The sequence below is a fragment of the Mesorhizobium sp. M9A.F.Ca.ET.002.03.1.2 genome, assembly GCF_003952365.1.
GTDB lineage: Bacteria > Pseudomonadota > Alphaproteobacteria > Rhizobiales > Rhizobiaceae > Mesorhizobium.
The window spans coordinates 5078678-5099146 of sequence record NZ_CP034443.1 but is presented as its reverse complement, the minus strand read 5'-3'; the positions used below and the strand labels follow the sequence as shown (position 1 = coordinate 5099146).

23 protein-coding genes are annotated in these 20469 nt (G+C 62.5%); 9 read left to right on the top strand and 14 right to left on the bottom strand.

Annotation, left to right across the window (positions count from 1 at the left end; translation table 11 throughout):
• Window positions 1–178 precede the first annotated feature (178 nt).
• From EJ066_RS24725 to EJ066_RS24710, 4 genes are all read right to left on the bottom strand, one after another.
• Window positions 179–778, bottom strand: coding sequence for an HXXEE domain-containing protein (locus tag EJ066_RS24725; RefSeq protein ID WP_189644358.1), 600 nt, complete (start codon window positions 776–778; stop codon window positions 179–181).
• Between the two features lie 201 nt (window positions 779–979).
• Window positions 980–1588, bottom strand: coding sequence for a transglutaminase-like cysteine peptidase (locus EJ066_RS24720; RefSeq protein ID WP_126042576.1), 609 nt, complete (start codon window positions 1586–1588; stop codon window positions 980–982).
• A gap of 373 nt (window positions 1589–1961) precedes the next feature.
• Window positions 1962–2579, bottom strand: coding sequence for a PilZ domain-containing protein (locus tag EJ066_RS24715; RefSeq protein WP_126042574.1), 618 nt, complete (start codon window positions 2577–2579; stop codon window positions 1962–1964).
• Window positions 2580–2696: 117 nt separating this feature from the next.
• A complete protein-coding gene (locus tag EJ066_RS24710) occupies window positions 2697–3335 on the bottom strand; it encodes a PAS domain-containing protein (RefSeq protein ID WP_126042572.1) in 639 nt (212 codons plus the stop codon).
• A gap of 423 nt (window positions 3336–3758) precedes the next feature.
• On the opposite strand from EJ066_RS24710, the gene EJ066_RS24705 reads away from it, so the two are divergent.
• Window positions 3759–4499 (top strand): rhomboid family intramembrane serine protease, encoded by a 741-nt coding sequence (locus tag EJ066_RS24705; RefSeq protein WP_126042570.1) that lies wholly within the window; start codon window positions 3759–3761, stop codon window positions 4497–4499.
• 154 nt (window positions 4500–4653) lie between these two features.
• Window positions 4654–5085 carry a CBS domain-containing protein gene (locus tag EJ066_RS24700; RefSeq protein WP_126042568.1) on the top strand — a complete coding sequence of 144 codons (432 nt, stop codon included), beginning with the start codon at window positions 4654–4656 and terminating at the stop codon, window positions 5083–5085.
• A 33-nt stretch (window positions 5086–5118) separates the two neighbouring features.
• Here the strand turns inward: EJ066_RS24700 and EJ066_RS24695 are convergent, their stop codons facing one another.
• A complete protein-coding gene (locus tag EJ066_RS24695) occupies window positions 5119–5388 on the bottom strand; it encodes a DUF6455 family protein (RefSeq protein WP_126042566.1) in 270 nt (89 codons plus the stop codon).
• Window positions 5389–5573: 185 nt separating this feature from the next.
• On the opposite strand from EJ066_RS24695, the gene gatB reads away from it, so the two are divergent.
• Together gatB and EJ066_RS24685 are read left to right on the top strand one after the other, a co-directional pair.
• The gene (gene gatB / locus EJ066_RS24690; RefSeq protein ID WP_126042564.1) at window positions 5574–7073 is read left to right on the top strand and encodes an Asp-tRNA(Asn)/Glu-tRNA(Gln) amidotransferase subunit GatB; all 1500 of its coding nucleotides are present in this window, start codon (window positions 5574–5576) and stop codon (window positions 7071–7073) included.
• A 4-nt stretch (window positions 7074–7077) separates the two neighbouring features.
• Window positions 7078–7566, top strand: a complete 489-nt coding sequence (locus EJ066_RS24685; RefSeq protein WP_126044032.1) for a GNAT family N-acetyltransferase — start codon at window positions 7078–7080, stop codon at window positions 7564–7566.
• Between the two features lie 73 nt (window positions 7567–7639).
• Here EJ066_RS24685 and EJ066_RS24680 read toward each other — a convergent pair whose 3' ends face one another.
• The 3 genes from EJ066_RS24680 to panB form a co-directional block, all read right to left on the bottom strand.
• A complete protein-coding gene (locus EJ066_RS24680) occupies window positions 7640–9082 on the bottom strand; it encodes a glycosyltransferase family 39 protein (RefSeq protein WP_126042562.1) in 1443 nt (480 codons plus the stop codon).
• A 178-nt stretch (window positions 9083–9260) separates the two neighbouring features.
• Window positions 9261–10109: a pantoate--beta-alanine ligase gene (gene panC / locus EJ066_RS24675; RefSeq protein ID WP_126044031.1), complete on the bottom strand. Its 849-nt coding sequence runs from the start codon at window positions 10107–10109 to the stop codon at window positions 9261–9263.
• Between the two features lie 19 nt (window positions 10110–10128).
• Window positions 10129–10971 carry a 3-methyl-2-oxobutanoate hydroxymethyltransferase gene (panB, locus tag EJ066_RS24670; RefSeq protein ID WP_126042560.1) on the bottom strand — a complete coding sequence of 281 codons (843 nt, stop codon included), beginning with the start codon at window positions 10969–10971 and terminating at the stop codon, window positions 10129–10131.
• Window positions 10972–11221: 250 nt separating this feature from the next.
• On the opposite strand from panB, the gene EJ066_RS24665 reads away from it, so the two are divergent.
• The 3 genes from EJ066_RS24665 (at window position 11222) to EJ066_RS24650 (ending at window position 12817) form a co-directional block, all read left to right on the top strand.
• Entirely contained in the window at window positions 11222–11620 is a 399-nt protein-coding gene (locus EJ066_RS24665; RefSeq protein ID WP_126042558.1) for an NADH:ubiquinone oxidoreductase subunit NDUFA12, read from the top strand.
• Between the two features lie 333 nt (window positions 11621–11953).
• Window positions 11954–12343, top strand: a complete 390-nt coding sequence (locus tag EJ066_RS24655; protein ID WP_245455232.1) for a DUF2155 domain-containing protein — start codon at window positions 11954–11956, stop codon at window positions 12341–12343.
• Window positions 12344–12448: 105 nt separating this feature from the next.
• A complete protein-coding gene (locus EJ066_RS24650; RefSeq protein ID WP_126042556.1) occupies window positions 12449–12817 on the top strand; it encodes a hypothetical protein in 369 nt (122 codons plus the stop codon).
• An 11-nt stretch (window positions 12818–12828) separates the two neighbouring features.
• Here the strand turns inward: EJ066_RS24650 and aat are convergent, their stop codons facing one another.
• From aat to EJ066_RS24620, 6 genes are all read right to left on the bottom strand, one after another.
• Window positions 12829–13446, bottom strand: coding sequence for a leucyl/phenylalanyl-tRNA--protein transferase (aat, locus tag EJ066_RS24645; protein WP_126042554.1), 618 nt, complete (start codon window positions 13444–13446; stop codon window positions 12829–12831).
• 29 nt (window positions 13447–13475) lie between these two features.
• Window positions 13476–14819, bottom strand: coding sequence for an acetyl-CoA carboxylase biotin carboxylase subunit (accC, locus tag EJ066_RS24640; RefSeq protein ID WP_126042552.1), 1344 nt, complete (start codon window positions 14817–14819; stop codon window positions 13476–13478).
• Between the two features lie 19 nt (window positions 14820–14838).
• Window positions 14839–15297 (bottom strand): acetyl-CoA carboxylase biotin carboxyl carrier protein, encoded by a 459-nt coding sequence (gene accB, locus EJ066_RS24635; RefSeq protein ID WP_126042550.1) that lies wholly within the window; start codon window positions 15295–15297, stop codon window positions 14839–14841.
• 26 nt (window positions 15298–15323) lie between these two features.
• On the bottom strand, window positions 15324–15758 hold the full coding sequence (gene aroQ, locus EJ066_RS24630; RefSeq protein ID WP_126042548.1) for a type II 3-dehydroquinate dehydratase: 435 nt from the start codon (window positions 15756–15758) through the stop codon (window positions 15324–15326).
• Between the two features lie 142 nt (window positions 15759–15900).
• Window positions 15901–16704, bottom strand: a complete 804-nt coding sequence (locus EJ066_RS24625) for a DsbA family protein (RefSeq protein ID WP_126042546.1) — start codon at window positions 16702–16704, stop codon at window positions 15901–15903.
• 72 nt (window positions 16705–16776) lie between these two features.
• Window positions 16777–18171 carry a M48 family metalloprotease gene (locus tag EJ066_RS24620; RefSeq protein ID WP_126042544.1) on the bottom strand — a complete coding sequence of 465 codons (1395 nt, stop codon included), beginning with the start codon at window positions 18169–18171 and terminating at the stop codon, window positions 16777–16779.
• A gap of 191 nt (window positions 18172–18362) precedes the next feature.
• Here EJ066_RS24620 and EJ066_RS24615 point away from each other — a divergent pair, with 191 nt between their 5' ends.
• On the top strand, window positions 18363–19511 hold the full coding sequence (locus tag EJ066_RS24615) for an aminotransferase class I/II-fold pyridoxal phosphate-dependent enzyme (RefSeq protein WP_126042541.1): 1149 nt from the start codon (window positions 18363–18365) through the stop codon (window positions 19509–19511).
• Between the two features lie 10 nt (window positions 19512–19521).
• Window positions 19522–20451 carry a glutaminase gene (locus EJ066_RS24610; RefSeq protein WP_126042539.1) on the top strand — a complete coding sequence of 310 codons (930 nt, stop codon included), beginning with the start codon at window positions 19522–19524 and terminating at the stop codon, window positions 20449–20451.
• The last annotated feature ends 18 nt before the right edge of the window (window positions 20452–20469 follow it).

The following is a 20469-nucleotide window of genomic DNA, read 5'->3' as shown; positions in this document are numbered from 1 at the left end:
CGCGACGGCACGATCCAACACTTAGGGTGCCTCGTCGATATCATGGCTTTATGGCAATTCTCCCGCTCGCTTGCACATTAAATCGGCGTAAGGTTGGTGGATGGGCGACGCGGGGGGCAAACTCGATCAACTGGCTGCTGTCTGCCAAATGGGGCAGACGAAGCGCTTCACCAGCCTTCTACGTGGACGACTGATCCGCGCGTGTTCGCGCCGCTCCCGCAGACAGCGTGGCCGCGCGCCGTTTCACATGCACGCCAATCGCGGCGTGGGCGAGGATCGCAAACACAAGAGCCACGACATGCATCGCCGTCGTGACATCCGGCATGCGCGATATGACCATCAGGGCATAAAGCCCAACCGGCAGGAACAGTACGACGGCCGTAACCAGCCCCGGATTGTAACGGCGCTGGACCATCGCCGCGAGTATGTGGACCAGAGCGTTGATCAACGTGAGATAGATGGCGATGAGCCCCCAGCCGAGATCGACAAAGCGGGCAAGATAGAGCGCGATCAGGTTCACCACCCACACGCCGACATTGATGACCACAACCGCTGGCGTCGACAGCGCCTCCCGTACGCCGGCCACTCCGTCGTTTATGAACCGGCGAAAGCGATCGTCGTGGTGCTCCTCCAACTGGTGGAGCATGTAGGCCGGGAGCTGCAAATAGACGAAGAGCACGGGAAGGACTAGCGCGTCGGCGAGGATCGGTGTGATCGCGAGCAAAAACAGCCCTGCGATGAATCCGGCATACATCCAGTTGCGCAGAAACCACGTCATCGTCGCCTCCGTCTCAGCACTGAGCCATAGCATGCGCCAGGGAAGGATGCCTTATCTGCTCGTGTGCCAGTCGGATTGTCACCACCGGGAACCCCGGTGTCACTTGAAACGGTGGAGCCGGCCCGGGGACGGGGCCGGCTCCTAAACCCGGTCGTTGGGACGGGGAGGGTGGGGACTCGACCGGGTTTTTGCGTCGTGTCCTTAGCGGACGCTGGCGACCGCGTCGGAACGGCCGTCGTTGATCGTCACCCAAGCGCCCGAATTCCGGCTCGATTGGCGCTTCAGGTAGGTGTAGTCGGTGTCGGTCCAGGACAGCACCCTGGTTTCCAGATTGTCGAGGATGAACTCGCCGAGGCTGGTGCGCACGGTCAGCACCGCATGGCCGTCTCCGTTCGGCTGGCGCGCAACCGTCATCAGCAGGTCGCCGGCCGGAACGCCGATGCTCATCAACGCGCGGCGCTTCGCCAGCGCATAGTCCTCGCAGTCGCCGAACCCGCTGCTGGGATAAGACCAGACTTCTTCCTTGCCCCACAGTTCCATATCGGTGCGCGGCGCAATCTCGCTGTTGACCGAATTGTTGATGCTCACGATCCTTGCCCACAACTTGCGGGTCAGCTCGACCGGCGCCTGCTTCGGCGTCCGTTCATTGCATTCCCGCGGGATCTGCTGGCAGAGTTCGTAATGACCGACCGGCTGGGTGGTGCGGCTGCCGGTATGCATGAAGGCAGGTCCCGCTGCGTTCGCCGTCCCCACGGCGAAAAACTGCATCGCCATTGCCAAGAGCAACAGCTTGCCCCTCGTCTTCGTCATCGTTCCAGTCTCCCCGTTTGAGGAGACAATGACACGATTGGATTTATTCGTCGCAAAAGCGCGAAGTAGATATTAAGTAAAACGCCTATAGAATAAACATAAAATTTGAATCATTTCAGTATAAAATTGTTGAGGCGTTTTTCGCGAAGCCGTGTCGGCTAGCCGGAGCAAAAAACGGTCGAAATGGGCCGGGCAATCGCTACAGGCTTGCGCTGCCCTCATCTGCCTGCCGGCAGCCAGATGAGGGACAGTGCCGACATCGACAATCGATCGCCTTCACAAGGATTGGAAGCCGACATTTGTCTGAAGCGATTGATCGGCCATAGGATCTGGGAAACAGGCCGGTTCGATTGCGGCAGCGTGTTGCTGTTTGTCAGACGCCGGGTGCGTTGAATTCGGAATCGAGTGTCTCTGGCCGCTGGATGACGGCGAACTCGATGGCGACGCCTTCCTCGAAATGGCGCACCACCTGGCCGCGCATGGTGCCCAGCATGACCTGGACGCCGACTGCCGGCTTGACGTCGATCTCGACCGCGGCGCCCGAAAGCGACAGGTCGATGATGCGGCACTGGTACTGGCGCCCGTCGGCGAGCTGAAGCACGCTGCTCGGATTGCGCGGCGCCACGCGTTCGTGACGGCGGTCTTCCGGCAGATCGAGCTCGTGCTTGTTGGCAAGCCAGGTCAGTTGCGCGGCGAGCTTGTCCTTCTTGCGTTCCGACGCGATGACCGTCATCGCGAAACCATCTTGCAGGATGCGGGTGACGACGCCTTCGACGCGGCCGATGTGATCGATATAGGCGATGATTTTCTCGCCCGGCATACCGATGCGCTCGGTGCGAAGCGCAACATTGCCCGGCGACATATCGACCACCTGGCACGGATGTTCGGTGCGATCCTCCAGCATGAAGCGTCCGTAGATCTTCACGCGGACGCGCTGAAAGTTGCGCCTTTCAGCTCGAGACGGCGCGGTGTCGACCGCCGCTGACCTCATGACTGCCTACACCCCGTTTGGCATTCCGCGCGTTGATGCGAGGAACTTCGTCAGAAAATTACAGCAAGGCAAGTTAACAAAGCGGAAAGCTTGGCACCGTTACTTTAGGATTCGCGATTATTCCTCGCGCCCGCCGTCGAACACGACCAGATGACGGATGCGGCGCGCGTGGCCGAGCACCGAAATCGTTTCAGGCGGATCGAGTTCCGACGGGACAAGCGAGGGGACGTCGATGGCCGGCCGGTTCTTGGGGAAGATCGGCTCCTTCTCCGGATCGACGGCGCGGATCGAATCGATCAAGGCGTCGACGATCGGATCCGCGCCCAGCCAGAAGGGTTTTTCCGCGGCGCTTATCACGCCGAGGCAGCGCGGATTTTCGACGCCGCCGTCGAGCGGCAGGGCGAGCAGTTCGAACTTGCTGGAGCGATTGCTGCGGCTGAAACCTTCATAGGTGATGAGCACCACGGATTTCTGGTCCAAGACGCCGTGGATCAGCCTTGAGACAAGCCGCTGGTCCTTCTCCCGCCACAGCGACGGGAAGGAAAACCCCTTGAGCTCGCGGCCATAGACCGCGCAAAGCCTGGTGCCTGCGAGCCGGAACACCGCTTCGCCACGCGTATCCTTTTCCAGGATGAACGTGTCGGCCAGCAGCGACTTGATGTCGGCCGGTTCGACTTCCGAACGCTTCGGGGCAGGGCGCCCGTCACGCAGCCGGTTCCAATAATGGAACAGCGTGATCGATCCGTTCTGGTTCATGCTATGCTGCTCCGCGCAATCTGTCGTCTGATGTCCCATCGGTGAACAGAAGGGCGCCCTCCGAGGACCTACATGCGTTGCGGAGCAGGATGCGTGCCAGCATCGTTAACACTTGTTCACGGGTGGGGGTCATTAAGGTTAACAAGTGGTTTACGTTGCGCCCGCGCCAAGTCCATGGCACACCAAAACCACTCCAGAAGCGGTCGTTTCGCAGCGATCGGCAGCACTTCAGTCAAGAGTTTCGGGGAGCATGGGGGCTCGACCAGCCGTTCAAGGGCAACCTTGGACGGCTTCTTTTTGATTCGCGCCCCATTTTGATTCGCGCCCCCATTTTGGCTCGCTGGGGCGATTCGCCCTTTGTGATTCGGTTGGCCATGACCTAGATGCTGGCGAAGTCGAATCCAGGGACCGAGTGCAAGGCATATGAACGAACCAGCAAGCCCATCGGAAGTCGAGCGGGGCGAGGGCGGGCCTATCGGCCGCGAGCCGGTGTTCAACCTGCCGCCCGTTGTGCTGGCGGTGATCGGCATCTGCGTCGTCGTTCACCTGATCCGGGTCTATGGGCTCACCGACGACCAGGACTTCTCCCTGCTGATCCGGGCCGCCTTCATCCCGATCCGCTATTCCGGTCGCTTCGATCTCGATTTCTACGCTTTTTCGAGCCCGTTCACCTATGCCTTCCTGCATGGCGGCTTTGCCCATCTCGCCATCAACATGGTGTGGCTGGCGGCTTTCGGCTCGCCGCTGGCGAACCGCTTCGGCGCGCTTCGGTTCAGCCTGTTCTTCGCCGCGACAGGGCTGGCGGCGGTGGTGCTGTTCTGGACCGTGCATCCGCTCGGCCAGATGCCGCTGGTCGGCGCGTCGGGTGCGATATCAGGCATGATGGGCGCCGCCGCCCGCTTTGGCTTCCGCATCGACCGCTCGTCCGGCAAAGCCGCCTTCGCCGGCGCGCCGCTGCCGATGGCGGCGGTGTTCCGCTCGCGCGGCGTTGTGACCTTTCTCGCCATCTGGATGGTGATCAATCTCGTCACCGGCCTCATGGCCTTCGCGCCCGGCATCGACAGCCAGATCGCCTGGGAGGCCCATATTGGCGGTTTTGTCGCCGGCTTCTTCGGCCTGCGCGCTTTCGATCGGCGGCAGCAGGCGGATGAGTCCATGGCCTGAAGCATGTCGCCCAAAAAGTGCGCAGCGGTTTTGGGACAACGTCATGCGATGCTCATCGAGGCGCCGCACTTGAAATGCGATCGATCGCGGCGCACGATGTCTGTCACTAAGCCGGTCAGGGCAGGAGCCGGCAAGTGAGACTGAGGAGGACGCCATGACTGTTAAGGCAATTCTCGAGCAAAAAGGCCATGATGTGTTGACGCTCGGGCCGAACGAAAAGCTGAGCGAGGCCATTCGCATCCTGACCGAACACAGGATCGGTGCGCTGGTCATCACCAATGGCGATCACAAGATCGTCGGCATTCTTTCCGAGCGCGATGTCGTGCGGGTCCTCGCCAGGGAAGGAGCCGCCGCACTGGATATCGCGGTGCGTTCGGCAATGACGCCCAAAGTGAAGATCTGCAATGAGAACCACACCGTCAACGAGGTCATGGAGATCATGACCAGTGGCCGTTTCCGCCATCTGCCGGTGGAAAAGGACGGCCTGCTTGACGGCATCGTGTCCATAGGCGATGTGGTCAAGCGGCGCATCGAGGATGTCGAGCGCGAGGCCGCGGAGATCAGGGCCTATATCGCGACGGCCTGACGGCTTGTTTCCTCAGCCGGCGGGGGCCGGTTTCTAGCGTAGGCCGGCCGCATGTTGCAGCCGTGCGATCAGGTCACGGTTGCGGCAATAGTCCGGCGGATCGTCCGGTTGCTCGTTTTCGTCGAGCCAAACCGCGCATTCGTCCTGATGGCCGCACGAACGGCAGCGGTCGACGGCGCGGCTGGTGACGGCTGCCTGGTCGGGCACGGCTTTTAATTGCCGGTCGACGCCCAGCTTCTGCATCATGCGACCCATCAATGCGGTTCTGGCATCGACTGAAATCAAATAGTCGAGAAAACTCATGTCGGTCACTCCTGCCTCCCCGGCAATCATTGCCATGTCGGAGGTCGGTGACATTGATCTCGGTCAACAGGGGCATCTCGGCCAACAGGGGCTCCCTTGCCAGTTCCGGCCGATTGATCTAGCGAACGCTTGATTTTGTCGGCCGACAACGCCAGACAATTTGAACAACAATCATCTGGATCACCATGACCCTCATCGACACCCGCACGCCCGACGCCAAACGCCTGATATCAGGCGCCACCGGCGACTGGGAAATCATCATCGGCCTCGAAGTCCACGCGCAGGTGACCTCGGAGGCAAAGCTGTTCTCCGGCGCCTCGACGGCTTTCGGTGCCGCACCCAACGCCAATGTCAGCCTTGTCGATGCGGCGATGCCGGGCATGCTGCCGGTCATCAACGAGGAATGCGTCAAGCAGGCGATCCGCACCGGCCTCGGGCTGAAGGCCGAGATCAACCACAAGTCGGTCTTCGATCGGAAGAACTACTTTTATCCCGATCTGCCGCAGGGCTATCAGATCTCGCAGTTCAAGCAGCCGATCGTCGGCGAGGGCAAGGTGACCGTCTCGGTCGGCCCGGACCGGCAGGGCGAATTCGAGGACATCGAGGTCGGCATCGAACGCCTGCATTTGGAGCAGGATGCCGGCAAGTCGATGCACGACCAGCATCCGACCATGTCCTATGTCGACCTCAACCGTTCCGGCGTGGCGCTGATGGAGATCGTCTCCAAACCCGACATGCGCTCCGCCGACGAAGCTAAGGCCTATGTCACCAAGCTGCGCACCATCGTGCGCTATCTCGGCACCTGCGACGGCAATATGGACGAAGGGTCGCTGCGCGCCGACGTCAACGTCTCGGTGCGCAGGCCCGGTGGCGAATTCGGCACGCGCTGCGAGATCAAGAACGTCAACTCGATCCGCTTCATCGGCCAGGCCATCGACTACGAGGCGCGCCGGCAGATCGCCATTCTGGAGGACGGCAGCAAGATCGACCAGGAAACGCGGCTGTTCGACCCCAACAAGGGCGAGACGCGCTCGATGCGCTCCAAGGAAGAAGCGCACGACTACCGCTATTTCCCGGATCCGGATCTCCTGCCGCTGGAGTTCGACCAGGCCTATGTCGACGCGCTGGCGAAGGATCTGCCTGAACTGCCCGACGACAAGAAGGCGCGGCTGATCTCCTCGCTCGGCCTGTCGACCTACGACGCCTCGATCCTGGTGTCGGAAAAGGCGATCGCCGACTATTTCGAGAAGGTTGCCGCTGGTCGCGACGGCAAGCTCGCCGCCAACTGGGTCATTAACGATCTGTTGGGCGCTCTGAACAAGGCCGGCAAGGATATTGAAAATGCTCCGGTTTCGCCCGATCAGCTTGGCGCGGTCATCGACCTGATCAAGGAGGGCACCATCTCCGGCAAGATCGCCAAGGATCTGTTCGAGATCGTCTGGAACGAGGGCGGCGATCCGCGCCAGCTGGTCGAAAGCCGCGGCATGAAGCAGGTCACCGATACCGGCGCCATCGAAAAGGCGGTCGACGAGGTGATATCAGCCAACCCGGACAAGGTCGAGCAGGCGCGCGCCAAGCCGACCATGGCCGGCTGGTTCGTCGGCCAGGTGATGAAGGCGACGGGCGGCAAGGCCAACCCGCAAGCGGTCAACGACCTGGTCAAGGCAAAGCTCGGGATCGAATAGGATGATGTTCGTCCGCACCGCTGGCGAGCGCGATCTTGCCGCGGTCCGCGCGTTGCTGGTTGAAACCTGGCACGCCACCTACGACAGCATCTATGGTGCCGCCAAAGTCACCGAGATATCAGACGAGTGGCATTCGATCGCCTCGCTCAGGGCGCGGCTGGCACGGCCGAATTCCGAATTCCTGATCGCGGACGACGGCAAGCGCATCGGCGGCATGGCTTTCGCCGCAGCCACCACGGATGCCAAGATCGTCATGCTGAACCAGCTCTACGTGCATCCGGCCTGGCAGAGGCAAGGGATCGGCCAGGCATTGCTGGAAGAGGTCGGGGCCAGCTTTCCGGAGGCGCGGACGCTGCGTGTCGAAGTGGAAGAGGCAAACGCTCCGGCCATCGCCTTCTACCGCTCGAAAGGGTTTCTGCCCGCCGGCAACACCGCCGACTGTGGCGGCGGCTCAGGGTTGCCGGCGCTGATTTTCGAGAAGGCGATCGGATAGGTCTGCCTGCCCGGGCACGTCGCGGTCAGTCGTGTTTCACGGGCCGCGCCGGTCCGTTGCGGTTGCCACGCCGTCAATGTTGTCCCTCGAGGACGAGAAGGTAGCCGCGTTCCACGCGAAGGCGGAAAGCGATTTGCCCCGACGCGGTCGGGGCCTTGGATTTTTCGACGACATAGCCGCCAGGATGGAAGCTGAGCCATCCCTCGGGATTGTCGGTTGTTTCGAACGGCTTTTGCAATCTGGCAAGGAAGCCGACCTCGTCCTGGTAGTCGAAGGCGACAGCCCAGTCCGCATCCTTTCGCTCGTCGATGAAACTGGCCAGCGGCTTGAGATCGTCTCGTTTGAAGACGGTCGCTGATGCCATGGCATGGCCGATGCCGAAAATGGCAAGCAGGGCGAAGGCCGGGTTTCTAAGCCTCGCGAGTGGAATCTCCGCCATGAAATACGCGAACAGAATGGCCACAAATGGCAATGTTGGCACCACATAATGAGGCTGCTTGCCGGATATCGCGCTGAAAATGAGCAAAATCGCAACGAACGAGAACGACAGCAGGCGCAATGTGCGCAGGTCCGGCGATCTCGCGTCGACCAGGCCACGTATCCGGGCGCCCAGTTTCAGCCGCCACACGTCGGGTATGAATATCCACGGTATGAGCATGATCGGCGCTAGCGCGACATAGAAATAGAACGGCCGGCCATGGGAGTTGTGCAGATGGCCGGTGACACGCCCTGCCGACTGGTTCCAGACAAGGTCGTAGACGAAGTTGCCTTTCGTCATGATGGTCGCAGGCACCAGCCAGATCGCCACCGGAATCAATGCGGCGAGAATTGCCAGACCGGCCCCGGCGAAGAATTTCGGCGTCGTCAGCCCGGCCTGCCGATCGCGCCAGAGCGGATAGAGCAGGATCGGGGTGCCGACATGGATGAGCACCACCGGACCCTTCGTCAGAACACCCAGTCCGATGAACAGTCCCGCCAGCACGGCGTGCCAACGATTGCCGCTCCTGGCAAAGGTAAGCAACGACAAAAGCGCGGCGAGCACGAAGACCGTCAGCAGCATATCGAACAGGATCAGGGTCGAATAAATGACGAAGGCGGTGCTTCCGGCGACGAGCCAGGGGACACGGCTTGCGATGTCGTCGCGCCCGGGAAAGAGGGTTTTTGCCAAACGCGTCGTCAGCCAGATGACAAGCGACGACGCGACGAAGATGACGAGCATCGCGGCAATCCGGCTTGCGCCGAAAATGTTCCAGGCCAGATCGATGAGCCAGAACAGCAGCGGCGGCTTTTGCAGATAGGGCACGAAATTCATCGTCGGAACGAAGATCTGTCCGCTTACATACATCTCCCAGGTGACGCTGAGATATCGCGTTTCATCGACCGGCAGGAGCGGCCGGAAGACGACCGCGATGCAGATCAAGGCAAGGAGGAACAGGTACGGGAGCAGCCGCTCGACATGTGTCGGTATCAAGACTAGGGATCCGCGCCAGAAATCGTTCTCTTTCCAGCCGTGCATGATGCTGAACTCCTGGAACGCGCAGCACCGCACCACGATTTTGGCCGAATTGTAACGGAGCCGGCCCGGTGTTCCGGATTTTGCAAATGAGGCTCACAAAGACCTCGGTGCCGGGTGCAAAAAATCAGCTTGAGCGCAGCGGCGGCCACAATTCGCGCCTCGGGCGAGGGCCTGCAAACTATGTGGAGGGAACTTCCACATTATCGATCAGCCTGGTCTTGCCCAGCCAGGCGGCTGCGAGCAGGCGTCCGTCGCGGCCTCGCCGCCATGGGGCGAGCGTCAGGCTCTCGCGCGCGGCGATATAGTCGACTTTGTCGAAGCCGGCCTTGACGAGCGCGCCGCTGGCCTCGGCGGTTGTGCTGCCTTCGTCGCCGCCTGCCGCAAGTGCCGCGGCCGTCTGGCGCAAGACGACGTTGAAGTTGCGCGCAACCTCGAGCTCGGCTTCGCCGAGATAGGCGTTGCGTGATGACATGGCGAGGCCACGCGCGTCGCGCACCGTTGGCGCGCCGATGATTTTCACCGGCAGATCGAGGTCGCGACAGAGCTGCCTGACGACGCAAAGCTGCTGGTAGTCCTTTTCACCGAAGACCGCATAGTCGGGCGATGCCTGCAGAAAGAGCTTTGCCACGACCGTCGCGACGCCGTCGAAGAAGGTCGGCCGGAAATCCGATTCCAGCCCGGCGGCTGGCCCGCCGACCGAAATCCTCGTGGCGAAGCCGGCAGGGTACATCTCCGTCACATCGGGGGTGAAGGCGAGCTCTGCGCCGGCCTCGGCCAGCCGGTCGAGATCGCGGGCGAGCTGGCGCGGATATTTGTCGAGGTCTTCGCTCGGCGCGAACTGGGTCGGGTTGACGAAGATCGAAACAACGCAGCGATCGGCCTTTTCGAGCGCGATCTCGACCAGCGAGATATGGCCGTCGTGCAGCGCCCCCATGGTCGGCACCATGGCAACGCTGAGGCCATCGCGACGCCAGTCCTGGACCTGTGCGCGAAGCGCGGCGACGCTGTCGACGACGCGGGGACTCATGCTCATGTTTTGCCCCAATTCATGGCTTTGCCTTGTCGACGGTGGCGGAAAAGACATGGCCCGGGCCGGGGAATGTCCGGCTTCGCACCTCCGCCGCATAGCTGGCCGCCGCCTGCGATATGGTGCTGCGCAGGTCGGCATACTGCTTGACGAATTTCGGCACACGGTCGACGGTCAGGCCGACCATGTCGTCGATGACCAGGATCTGGCCATCGCAGTCGCTGCTGGCGCCGATGCCGATGGTTGGAATGGACATGTGCCGGGTGAGGTCGGCGGCGACGGCTTCGACCGTGCCTTCGATGACCACCGAAAACGCGCCGGCCTTTTCGACAGCGTCCGCGTCGCGAAAAAGGGCGGCCACATTCTCCTGCGTCCGGCCCTTGATCCTGTAGCCGCCGTCGCTCTCCACCGATTGCGGCTGCAAGCCGATATGCCCCATGACCGGAATGCCGGCAGCGACGATCGCCGCAATCTGCCGGGCGACTGCGACGCCGCCCTCCAGCTTGACGGCCTGGCAACCGGTCTCCTTGGCGATCCGACGTGCAGAGGCGACGGCTTGGCGCGCCGTATCCTCATAGCTTCCGGCCGGCATGTCGACCACCACGCAAGCCCTGGCCGAACCCCGCATCACCGCTTGTCCATGAGCGATCATCATCTCCAGCGAGGCGCCCAGCGTGGTCTTGTGGCCATGGAGGACCATGGCGACGCTGTCGCCGACCAGAAGCAGGTCGACGTGATCGTCCAGCAGGCGAGCGACAGGGTAGGTATAGGCGGTGAGGCAGACAATCGGCACGCCGCCCTTGCGCAGGCGAATGGAGTTGGCGCTGATCCGCAGTTCGGGGTCGGATGCGTCCGCGGCCATCTTTACCTCCCTCAACCGTCGCCAGGCTGGATACAGCACCGGGCGAGCAGAGCTTTAGAAAGACGAGGCAGCCTTGGCAAGGCATGCGCCGCCGCGAACGTGAAGGCTTGCATCGGTTTCACGTCAGCATTTGCGCGGCACTTGCGGCAAAACCCTTGCCTTCGCTATAGGCTGACGCCATAAGCAGGAAACAGGCGCCGCCGCTGCCGCTGCGCGAGACTTGCCACGAGGACTTGCCAAGAGGACTTGGATGAAAACTTTCCTGCTGCAGTTTTTCACATGGTGGAACAGCCAGACGCTGGGAACGCGCTTTCACACCTGGCGGCATGGCAAGAAGGTCGGACAGGACGAGGCTGGCAACGTCTATTACGAAGGTGGTGTCGATTCGGAAGGCCGCACCCGCCGCTGGGTCATTTATAGCAACTATTCGGAAGCTTCGATGATTCCGGCCGGCTGGCATGGCTGGATGCATCATCGCGTCGATGCCGCGCCGCCGAGCGACAACTACAAGCCACGCGAGTGGCAAAAGCCGCATCAGCCGAACCTTACCGGAAGTGCCGCCGCCTATCGCCCCAAGGGTTCCGTGCTGACCAATCAGCACCGCCCGCAGGTGACGGGCGACTACGACGCCTGGACGCCGGGGTCGTAGCCGCCGCTCGTCAAGGTGCGGATCGGTCCTTTATCGCCACAATTGGCGTTTAGTTGCTTGCCGATCTGACAGCAGCGACTAGCCTTGGGCGCGACAGAATCACCCGGGCGCAAACCACCGGACCCTTGCATGAGCATTTTCAGCCGAATCTCGATAGGCGGACTGACGGCGGCCGCCGCTTTTGCCGCTTGCAGCATGGCCGTTGCACAGGCGCAGGAGGCGCCAGCGGCACCGGAGGCATGGGAGGCGCCGGCGGCACCGGAGGCATGGGAGGCGCCGGCGGCACCGGAGGCATGGGAGGTGCCAGCGGCACCGGAGGCATCGGAGGCGCCAGTGGTACCGGAGGCATCGGAGGCGCCAGTAGCGCCGGCGGCACCGGAACGGATCACCAATCCCGTCGCCGAATTCGCCGGCATCGACAAGATCACCGGCCGCATCATCACCTTCGATGTCTATATCGACGAGACGGTGCAGTTCGGTGCTTTGCAGGTGACGCCGCGCATCTGCTATTCGCGGCCGCAAACCGAAGAGCCGAAGACCGATTCCTTCGTCGAGGTCGACGAGATCACGCTCGACCGGAAAATCCGCCGCATCTTCACCGGCTGGATGTTTGCCGAAAGCCCCGGCCTCAATGCCGTCGAGCACGCCGTCTATGACGTCTGGCTTAAGGCATGCAAACAGAAGTCGGATGTGCCGGCGCCCGACGCGGCCAAGGCCAATTAGAACGCCAGGCGCACGGGATCGGCTGTTCGGGATCGCACGCTGAGTCTTCTGGAACCGCCCTGTTGTCCGTGCGTTGGTAGTGGCTGGCGTGCGGAGGATGTCCCCATGATGGCCAACAAAGGCGAGCTTCTCGAGCTCGAAAAAGGGTTCTGGACGGGCGACGCTGCCTATTTTAAAGCCAATGCCGACACCGAATGCCTGGTGGCTTTCCCTCAGATGGCGCAGGCGATGAGCAACGCCGATCTGGCCGAAACCGCGACGGATCCGAACCGCTGGCGCGATCTCGATGTCGAGCTCAAGGGCATCATCGAGCCGGGCAGCGACATTGTCATGCTAACCTATGAGGCGCATGCCACTCGCGACAATGGCGAGCCTTATGCGGCGCTGGTCAGCACCGGCTATGTCCATCGCGCAGATGGCTGGAAGATGATGTTCCACGCGCAGACGCCTCTAGAGCCCGTCGCAAAAAACTGACCTGCCGCAGATCATGGGAAAAAGATCGCTTCGCCCTTCAGCGCGTCAGCCAGCATCTTTTCGTATCTGCCTCTCGGCACGTCGACCGCGCCGAAGCGTTTGAGGTGCTCGGTGGTGAACTGCGTGTCGAGCAGCGCGAAGCGCCGTTCCTTCAGGCGCTCGACCAGATGCACCAGGCAGACCTTCGACGCATCCGTTTCCCTGGCGAACATGCTTTCGCCGAAGAACACCCGGCCGAGCGATACGCCGTAGAGGCCACCAACGAGCCGACCCTCGCGCCAGGCTTCGACCGAATGGCAATGGCCCATCCGATGGAGCTCGACATAGGCTTCGCGGATCGGTGCATTGATCCAGGTCGACCGGCGTTCCTCGCGCCTCTCGGCGCAGCCGTCGATGGTCGCCTCGAAGTCGAAATCGAAACGGATGTCGAACAGGTTTTTCCGGATCACCTTCCTCAGGCTCTTGGGCGCGTGGAAACCGTCAAGCGGGATGATGCCGCGCGTTTCCGGCCTTACCCAGAACACTTCGGGATCGGTGGCGCTTTCGGCCATCGGAAAAACGCCCGAGGCATAGGCCTTGAGCAACAGGTCGGTCGGGATGCGATAGCCTGGCGCGTAGGGACGGGTCATCGCGTTATCATATTCTATAAGTTCACGCCCTAATCCTCTTCGGCCAGATATTTTTCCAGCCAGTGGATGTCATACTCGCCATTGGCAATATCGGCATTGCCGACGAGATCCCGGAACAGCGGCAGCGTCGTCTTGATGCCGTCGACGACGAATTCGTCAAGCGCCCGCCGCAGCCGCATCATGCATTCGACGCGGTTGCGGCCGTGCACGATCAGCTTGCCGATCAGGCTGTCGTAGTAGGGCGGGATCTTGTAGCCGGAGTAAACGCCGGAATCGACCCGGATGCCGAGCCCGCCCGGTGTGTGGAAATGGGTGATCGTGCCGGGCGAGGGGGTGAAGGTGCGCGGATCCTCGGCATTGATGCGGCATTCGATGGCGTGGCCCTGGAAGCGGATATCTTCCTGGCGCACCGAAAGCCCGCCGCCCGAGGCCACACGGATCTGCTCATGCACGAGGTCGATGCCGGTGATCGCCTCCGTCACCGGATGCTCGACCTGCAGGCGGGTGTTCATCTCGATGAAGTAGAATTCGCCGTTCTCGTAGAGGAATTCTATGGTGCCGGCGCCGGAGTAACCGAGATCGGCGATAGCCCTGGCACAGACGCCGCCGATATGCGCGCGCTCCTCGGCGTTGAGCGCCGGCGAGGGCGCTTCCTCCCAGACCTTCTGGTGGCGACGCTGCAGCGAGCAGTCGCGTTCGCCGAAATGAACGCCGCGGCCGGCACCGTCACCGAACACCTGCACCTCGATGTGGCGCGGTTTTTCCAGGTACTTCTCGATGTAGACGGCGTCGTCGCCGAACGCAGCACCGGCTTCCGAGCGCGCCGTCTGCAAGGCGACTTCAAGATCGGCCTCGCTGCGCGCCACCTTCATGCCGCGCCCGCCGCCGCCGGCCGATGCCTTGATGATCACGGGATAGCCGATCTCGGCGGCGATACGCTTTGCTTCCCTTTCCTCGGTGACCGCGCCGTCGGAGCCGGGCACCACCGGAATGCCGAGACGCTTTGCGGTGCGCTTGGCCTCGATCTTGTCGCCCATGACGCGGATGTGATCGCCGCTCGGGCCGATGAAGGTGATGTTGTGCGCGGCGAGGATATCGGCGAATTTGGCATTCTCCGACAGGAAGCCGTAGCCGGGATGCACCGCGTCGGCGCCGGTGATCTCGCAGGCGGCGACGATCTGGTGGATGTTGAGGTAGCTGTCGCGCGACGGCGGCGGGCCGATGCAGACGCTCTCGTCGGCGAGCCGCACATGCATTGCGTCGGCATCGGCGGTCGAATGCACCACCACGGTCTGGATGCCGAGCTCCTTGCAGGCGCGCAGCACCCTCAGGGCGATTTCGCCGCGATTGGCGATGAGGATTTTCTGGAACATTTTTCGCCTGTTCCCGGCTCTACTCGATCACGACGAGCGGCATGCCATATTCGACCGGCTGCGCATCTTCGAACAGGATCGCCGTCACCGTGCCGGCGCGGGGCGAGGGGATCTGGTTCATCGTCTTCATCGCCTCGATGATCAGCAGCGTCTGGCCTTCCTTGACCTGCTGGCCGACCTCGATGAACGCCTTGGCGTCGGGCGACGGCGCCAGGTAGGCGGTGCCGACCATGGGCGAGGCCACCGCATTCTTGGAGACGTCGGCCGCTGCCGGGACGACCGCGGCCGCCGGCTGCGCTGCCGGCGGCGCATAGGCGGGCGGCGAGGCGGCGACCGCATGGACGGCCGGCGCCTGTCGCGACACGCGCACCTTCAAGTCGCCCAGCTCGACCTCGATCTCGGTGAGGTTGGTGTCGTTCAGTATGCCCGCCAGATCGCGGATGAGCTGCTGGTCAACACCGTTTTTCTTTATCGACATTTTCGAGCCTTCTGTTTGTTGGCCGGTCATAGGCGTGCGGCAAGCGCCTGCAGCGCCAGCGTGTAGCCGAGCGGCCCGAACCCGCAGATCATGCCGACGGCGACCGGCGAGACCATGGAGACGTGGCGAAATGATTCCCGCGCATGGATGTTGGAAAGATGAACTTCGGCGACGGGCAATGGCGCGATGGAGCGGATGGCGTCGTGAATGGCGATCGAGGTGTGGCTGTAGGCGCCCGGATTGATGACGATGCCGACAGCCTTGTCGGCGGCTTCCTGTATCCAGTCGACGAGGTCGCCCTCATGGTTCGACTGACGGAAATCGATCTCGAGCCCAAGTGCCGCACCCGCCTGCTTGCAATCTTCGGCGATCGCGGCAAGCGTCTTGCCGCCATAGATGCCTGGCTCGCGCTTGCCGAGCGCGTTGAGATTGGGACCGTTCAGGACGAAAACCGTTTTCAAAATGCCGACCTTTCCCGGCGCCGGCATCAACTGGCGCACTGGGCCTCTATAATGGGCTTAAACGCCTGCGAAAAGAGCGCAAGTGGGTTCTTTCGCTGTCCACAACAGGTGGGAAATGGCCTGCGCCGAAGCCAGTGATCGATCAGAGTGCGGCCTTGGCAGCCTCGATCTTCTCCGCCAGCACTGCCTGCCCGAGCGCTCCGAACACCACCTCGTTGCCGACCACATAGGAGGGCGTTCCGGTGATGGCCAGCTTGTTGGCAAGGTCATAGGTCTTGGAGAGGGCCTCGGCGATCGACGGGTCCTTCATCTTCTCGCGCAGCTTTGCCTCGTCGGCGCCGAGCGAAAGCGCCACCTTGATGGCCGCCGCTTCGGTGGCGCGTCCCTGGCCGCCGAGCAGCGCGTTGTGGAACTCGCCGTATTTCTCCGGCATCATCAGGTGGAAGGCCATCGAGACGACGCTCGCCTTCTGCGAATCCGGGCCGAGGATCGGGAACTCCTTGAGCACGAAGCGCAGGTCCGGATCGGCTGTCGTCAGCGCCTGCATGTCATCGATGGCGCGTTTGCAGTAGCCGCAATTGTAGTCGTAGAACTCGACGATGGTGACCTTGCCGTTCGGATTGCCGACGACGCCGTCGAAGGTCGAGTTGAAGATCTCGTCCTTGGCATCCTTGATGACATTGAGGCTGGCAATCCTCTGCGCCTCTTTCTGCTTGGCCTCGAGCGCTTCCTGCGCCTCCAGCAGCACTTCCGGGTTCTTCAAGAGATAGTCGCGGATGATGCCCTCGACTTCCGTGCGGTCGACCTTGGTGTCGGCGGATGCCGCCTGGGCGATCTGCGCGGCATCGGCCCTTGCCGTCTGCGGATTTCCGGTCACGAACCCGAAACCCAGCATGGCGAGAGCGACCGCCGTTCCCGTGGTGCCCAGCAGAATTGCCTTGTTCATTGTCCCTAATCCTCTCGCCTGATTTCCGCACCGATTGGTCCGACTATATGTCACCGCGCACGGCCGGAAAGTTCACTTTTTCTTGCCTGATGGTGCATAGTTTATGATGTCCTGCGCGCGGACCCAGCCCGGCTCACCGCGCTTCATTTTCATCTGCGCACGCATAGCGAAGATTTTGGCATCCTTGTAGGCGCCGGAATAGAAATGGCCCTCAGCGGTTGCAAGATCCGCGGCCGGGATGTTGCCGAGCTCGCCATAGGCCTGCGCCAGATAGCGGTATCCCGCGGTGTTTTCCCGGTCTCGCCCGAGGCCTTTGTTGATCTGCACCACCGCTTTCTCCAGGGAATCGGGCGTGCCGGTGGCCATCAGTGCCTGGCCGTAAGAGACCAGCAGCAGTCCGGATCGCGCCGGATCGAGGTTGACGGCCTTGGCGAAGGCTTCCGCGGCATCCCTCGGTCTGTTCGCCTTCATCAGGATGTCGCCGCGCAATTCCTGGAAATAGGGATTCTTCGGTTGTTGCTTGATCAGCGCGTTGGTCCTGGCAAGCGCCTTGGCCAGATTGCCGTAAAGATAGGCCGTCTGCGCGTCGCCATATTGCGAGGCGAGGCTGCCCGGGTTCTTGCGCATCAGCCGCGATGCGGCGGCCTGGCCTCCCATATAGGCGGCGATCTTGATGCGCATCATGTCGTGCCGCTGCTGCAGCGCCGGCGAGTCGACCTTGTCGACGTAAGGGCTCTTCTTCACCAGCACTTCGAGATTGGAGATGCGGTCCCGCGGTATCGGATGGCTGATTCGATAGGGATCGACCTGCGCCCCCGACAGCGACAACGCGCTCTGGAAGCGGTCGAACGTCTTCAGCATGCCTATGCCGGACTGGCCGGTGGCATTGAGATAGGTTATCGCCGAGCGGTCGGCGGTCATCTCTTCGGTGCGCTGATAGGCGAGGATACTGCGCTGCGCCATCTCGCCGCCGCCAGCCGCAACACCCATGCCGGCGCCGGCGAGGCCCCGGCTGTTGGTGGTGGCGCCGGCGACCATCGCGCCAGCGCCAAGCAGCGTCGCGATGATGGCCATCGTCTTGGCGCGTTCGAGCTGGTTGCGCAATTTTTGCTGGTGCCCGCCGGCAATGTGGCCGGCTTCGTGCGCGATGACTCCGATGATCTCGTTGGGCGTCTCCGCCGTCATCAAGGCGCCGGTGTTGATGAACATGCGGCGCCCGGCAACGAAGGCGTTGAAGCTCTGATCGTTGACCAGCACGATGTTGACGCCGTCTTCCGGCAGGCCCGCCGCCTTGAAGATCGGCCGCGCGTAATCGCGCACCAGCGCTTCGATCTCGGCATCGCGCACCACCGGCACGTTTTGCGCGAAGGCGCTGACCGTGCCGGTCACAGCGACCGTCGCGGCAAGCGAAAGCGTCGCGAAGACGCGCGCTGCCCTGGCAATCGTCGATTTGGGTCGGCTCAACATGGCAGGTCCACTGGTAGACGAGCAGGCGAAGGATGAAAAGTCAGCACTGAAACTTTACTGAACTTGTGATCCTCACATCAATCGGGCATTTGTGCGGCGCGGGCGCCAAAGCTTAGGCGCTGGCAGTCGGCAAGGCCGACCCAGGGGCCGACCCGGGGGCCGACCCAAGGGCCGACAAGAAATGAGGTCAAATGGTTGTATCGCTTTCGCGTCGCGGTGAAGTCGAGCCGTTCCACGCCATGGACATTCTGGCTGAAGCGAATCGGCTGAAGGCCAAGGGCGTGCCGGTCGTTTCCATGGCCGTTGGCCAGCCGTCCGACCCGGCGCCGGCCGGGGTCAGGCAAGCGGCGGCGAACGCATTGAAGATGGGTCGCATCGGCTATACCGATGCGCTGGGTCTGGCCAGCCTGCGCAAGGCGATCGCCGAGCACTATGCGGACCACTACGGGCTCGATGTCCCGCCCAGCCGGATCGCCGTGACCACCGGATCCTCGGCCGCCTTCAACCTGGCGTTTCTGGCGATGTTCGATCCGGGCGACCGCGTCGCCATCGCCGCACCCGGTTATCCGGCCTATCGCAACATCATGGCCGCGCTCGGCATCGAGATCGTCGAGATCGAACTCGACGGCGATGCCTATCTCCACGCCGAACACCTGAAGGCCGCTCATCGCGACAAGAAGCTGAAGGGCGTGCTGTTCGCCAGCCCGGCCAATCCGACGGGTGCGGTGATCCCCGCCGACGAGCTGTCGGCGCTGGTGACGACGGCCGAGGAGCTCGGCATCGCCGTGATCTCCGACGAGATCTATCACCGGCTGGCTTACGCCGCGCCGGACACCACGGCGCTTGCCTGCGGCCCGGATGTGACGGTGATCAATTCCTTTTCGAAATATTACTGCATGACCGGTTGGCGCATCGGCTGGATGGTGCTGCCGGAACAATTGGTGCGGCCGGTCGAGCGCATCGCCCAGAGCCTCTACATCTCACCGCCGGAACTGTCCCAGATCGCCGCGATCGAGGCGTTCAAGGCGACCGGGGAATTGGAGGCGGTGAAAGCGCGCTATGCCTGGAACCGCGAGCTTTTGATGAAACGCCTGCCCGAACTCGGCTTTGCGCTGGCGGCCCCGATGGACGGGGCCTTCTATGCCTTCTGCGATGTCACCAGGCACACCAACGACAGCATGGCCTTCGCGCGCAGGATGCTGGCCGAGGCGCATGTGGCGGCGACGCCCGGCCGCGACTTCGATCCGCTTCAAGGCCATCGGACCATGCGCTTTTCCTATGCCGGCAGCCACGATGAGATGGTCGAGGCGATGGTGCGCATCGAACGCTGGCTCAAGTAACGGGACGCGAATGCCGGGACTCGAACAGGCTTTGACAGAAATTGCCGCCGAAATGGCGGAGCGCACGGATCGCGGCGACGTCGCGACCTACATTCCCCAACTCGGTAAGGTCGATCCGAAGAAGTTCGGCATTGCCGCCGTGACAAATGACGGTCGCGTGCTGGTGGCGGGCGACGCCGATGAGCCGTTTTCGATCCAGAGCATTTCGAAGGTGTTCACGCTGACATTGGCGCTCGGCAATGTCGGCGATGCGCTGTGGCAGCGTGTCGGGCGCGAGCCTTCGGGCAACCCGTTCAACTCGATCGTCCAACTCGAGCACGAGAACGGCATTCCGCGCAATCCGTTCATCAATGCCGGCGCCATCGTCATTTCCGACATCCTGCTCGCCGGCCACCAGCCGCGCGAGGCGATCGGCGAGATACTGCGCTTCATCCAGTTCCTGGCCGACGACGAGACCATCATAATCGACCGCGAGGTCGCGGCTTCGGAACGCGCCACCGGCTTTCGCAATCTGGCGCTTGCCAACTACATGAAATCCTTCGGCAATCTCAACCATGCGCCGGACCTGGCGCTGGGCGTCTATTTCCACCATTGCGCCATCGCCATGAGCTGCCGGCAACTGGCCTTGGCCGGCCGCTTCCTCGCCAATGGCGGCAAGAACCCGGCGACCGGCCATTCCGTGGTGTCGGCCGAGCGCGCGCGCCGCATTGGCGCGATGATGCTGACCTGCGGTCACTATGACGGCTCCGGCGATTTCGCCTTTCGCGTCGGCATTCCGGGCAAGAGTGGCGTCGGCGGCGGCATTTTGGGGATCGTGCCGGGCGTGGCCTCACTTGCCGTATGGTCGCCCGGCCTCAACGCCAACGGCAATTCCAGGCTGGGGTCGATCGCGCTGGAAAGACTGGCGAAGATGATGAACTGGTCGGTCTTCGCGCCGTAGAGCCTGTGATTCCAATTA

Coding starts and splice junctions, on each gene's coding strand:
- accB (WP_126042550.1), bottom strand. CDS start 15,297: ATGTCGATAAAGAAAAACGGTGTTGACCAGCAGCTCATCCGCGATCTG.
- EJ066_RS24685 (WP_126044032.1), top strand. CDS start 7,078: ATGTTCGTCCGCACCGCTGGCGAGCGCGATCTTGCCGCGGTCCGCGCG.
- EJ066_RS24650 (WP_126042556.1), top strand. CDS start 12,449: ATGATGGCCAACAAAGGCGAGCTTCTCGAGCTCGAAAAAGGGTTCTGG.
- panC (WP_126044031.1), bottom strand. CDS start 10,109: ATGAGTCCCCGCGTCGTCGACAGCGTCGCCGCGCTTCGCGCACAGGTC.
- EJ066_RS24620 (WP_126042544.1), bottom strand. CDS start 18,171: ATGTTGAGCCGACCCAAATCGACGATTGCCAGGGCAGCGCGCGTCTTC.
- EJ066_RS24695 (WP_126042566.1), bottom strand. CDS start 5,388: ATGAGTTTTCTCGACTATTTGATTTCAGTCGATGCCAGAACCGCATTG.
- EJ066_RS24680 (WP_126042562.1), bottom strand. CDS start 9,082: ATGCACGGCTGGAAAGAGAACGATTTCTGGCGCGGATCCCTAGTCTTG.
- accC (WP_126042552.1), bottom strand. CDS start 14,819: ATGTTCCAGAAAATCCTCATCGCCAATCGCGGCGAAATCGCCCTGAGG.
- EJ066_RS24715 (WP_126042574.1), bottom strand. CDS start 2,579: ATGAGGTCAGCGGCGGTCGACACCGCGCCGTCTCGAGCTGAAAGGCGC.
- EJ066_RS24615 (WP_126042541.1), top strand. CDS start 18,363: ATGGTTGTATCGCTTTCGCGTCGCGGTGAAGTCGAGCCGTTCCACGCC.
- EJ066_RS24710 (WP_126042572.1), bottom strand. CDS start 3,335: ATGAACCAGAACGGATCGATCACGCTGTTCCATTATTGGAACCGGCTG.
- EJ066_RS24625 (WP_126042546.1), bottom strand. CDS start 16,704: ATGAACAAGGCAATTCTGCTGGGCACCACGGGAACGGCGGTCGCTCTC.
- EJ066_RS24720 (WP_126042576.1), bottom strand. CDS start 1,588: ATGACGAAGACGAGGGGCAAGCTGTTGCTCTTGGCAATGGCGATGCAG.
- EJ066_RS24700 (WP_126042568.1), top strand. CDS start 4,654: ATGACTGTTAAGGCAATTCTCGAGCAAAAAGGCCATGATGTGTTGACG.
- panB (WP_126042560.1), bottom strand. CDS start 10,971: ATGGCCGCGGACGCATCCGACCCCGAACTGCGGATCAGCGCCAACTCC.
- EJ066_RS24725 (WP_189644358.1), bottom strand. CDS start 778: ATGACGTGGTTTCTGCGCAACTGGATGTATGCCGGATTCATCGCAGGG.
- EJ066_RS24665 (WP_126042558.1), top strand. CDS start 11,222: ATGAAAACTTTCCTGCTGCAGTTTTTCACATGGTGGAACAGCCAGACG.
- gatB (WP_126042564.1), top strand. CDS start 5,574: ATGACCCTCATCGACACCCGCACGCCCGACGCCAAACGCCTGATATCA.
- aat (WP_126042554.1), bottom strand. CDS start 13,446: ATGACCCGTCCCTACGCGCCAGGCTATCGCATCCCGACCGACCTGTTG.
- EJ066_RS24705 (WP_126042570.1), top strand. CDS start 3,759: ATGAACGAACCAGCAAGCCCATCGGAAGTCGAGCGGGGCGAGGGCGGG.
- EJ066_RS24610 (WP_126042539.1), top strand. CDS start 19,522: ATGCCGGGACTCGAACAGGCTTTGACAGAAATTGCCGCCGAAATGGCG.